Source organism: Rhodococcus sp. B10 (assembly GCF_011770055.1).
Lineage (GTDB): Bacteria > Actinomycetota > Actinomycetes > Mycobacteriales > Mycobacteriaceae > Rhodococcoides > Rhodococcoides kyotonensis_B.
On record NZ_JAAFYV010000073.1, the window covers coordinates 1 to 1,433 of the forward strand.

Here is a 1,433-nt window from a genome sequence, read left to right on the forward strand (position 1 = left end):
CGCGACCCTGGCCACTGCCGAAGGATTGCATCCACTGCCGACCGCGGCGTATCCAGCGATCGTGTCCACCGAACGTGTCGTCTCTCGACAAGCCCTGGTGTCCTATCGCGGCAACCGCTACTCGGTTCCACCCGAACTCGCCTCGGCTTCAGTGACCGTCACCCAGGTACTCGGCACCGACATCATCGACATCGTCACCACCTCCGGCATCACCATCGCCCGACATCGTCTGGCCGCCGACGGCACCGGGATAATGGTCCGCGAGCACGGCCACATCTACGCCCTCGAACAAGCAGCGATGGCCGGCGCGAACACCGGACGACCGCACCGCCGAAAAGAACGCATCCCACCCGGGACGGACGCACTCGCTGCCGCCGACAAGCTCCGAACCGCCGCCGGCGCAACGCTTGCCGATCCCACGGATTGCGATGAGACCGATAGTGGCGCAACCGAATCCGACGTGAGCGGGGCCATCGTCTACGACCTGTCGATCTACGAACGCGCCGCGCACGGAAGGAACACTCTCTGATGGCAGCCGAGAAGACGAGCGACCGTGTGCCGGCACCGAACACCGCCGAGGCAGCGAGCCTCTACCAACGCTTGCGCGGGCATCTCGCAGTGCTCAAACTCTATGACGCGGCCGAAGCGTTGCCCTCGGTCCTCGACCAAGCAGCTGCCGAGGAACTGTCGATGACCGCGGCATTGGACCGGTTGCTCTCGATCGAGGTCGGAGCTACCGAGGCACGCCGGTTGGCCGGCAGGCTGCGGTTTGCATGTCTGCCGACACCGGCATCACTCGAAGACTTCGACTACGGCGCAGCCGCTGGAGTCGACAAGAAGCTCGTCGAAGAGCTCGCAACCTGCCGTTTCCTGGAGACGGCGACGAATGTCCTGCTCATCGGCCCACCGGGCGTCGGCAAGACGCATCTGTCAGTCGGGCTGGCTCGCGCCGCCGCGCATGCCGGATACCGAACCTATTTCACCACCGCCGCCGACCTCGCGGCCCGCTGTCACCGCGCCGCGTTGGAAGGAAGGTGGGCAACGACGATGAGGTTCTACGCCGGGCCGACGTTATTGGTGATCGACGAACTCGGCTATCTCCCGTTGCCCGGTGAGGCGGCGTCGGCGTTGTTTCAGGTTGTCTCACAACGGTATATGAAAACCTCGATCATCATGACCACCAACCGCGGCGTTGGATCGTGGGGTGAAGTACTCGGCGACAACACCGTCGCAGCCGCCATGCTCGACCGACTCCTACACCGTTCGGTCGTACTCAACCTCGACGGAGATTCCTACCGACTCCGCGACCACAACGCACGATCGGAGAAGCTCCGCAAGGCCACCACAGGAACCCGCCAACCACTACAGTGAAGACCGCTCACAGGTGATGAATTTCGCCGAGCACATCTGCTGAAGTTCGCTGAGCCTCGTCA

1 protein-coding gene and 1 pseudogene are annotated in these 1,433 nt (G+C 63.8%); both read left to right on the forward strand.

What is annotated here, in order from left to right; translation table 11 throughout:
- A pseudogene (locus RhoFasB10_RS25665) lies at nt 1-529 on the forward strand (IS21 family transposase); the annotation flags it as partial.
- Nucleotides 529-1,371 carry an IS21-like element helper ATPase IstB gene (gene istB / locus RhoFasB10_RS25670; RefSeq protein WP_167679305.1) on the forward strand — a complete coding sequence of 281 codons (843 nt, stop codon included), beginning with the start codon at nt 529-531 and terminating at the stop codon, nt 1,369-1,371. The pseudogene RhoFasB10_RS25665 and the gene istB, both read left to right, overlap by 1 nt.
- Nucleotides 1,372-1,433: the final 62 nt, after the last annotated feature.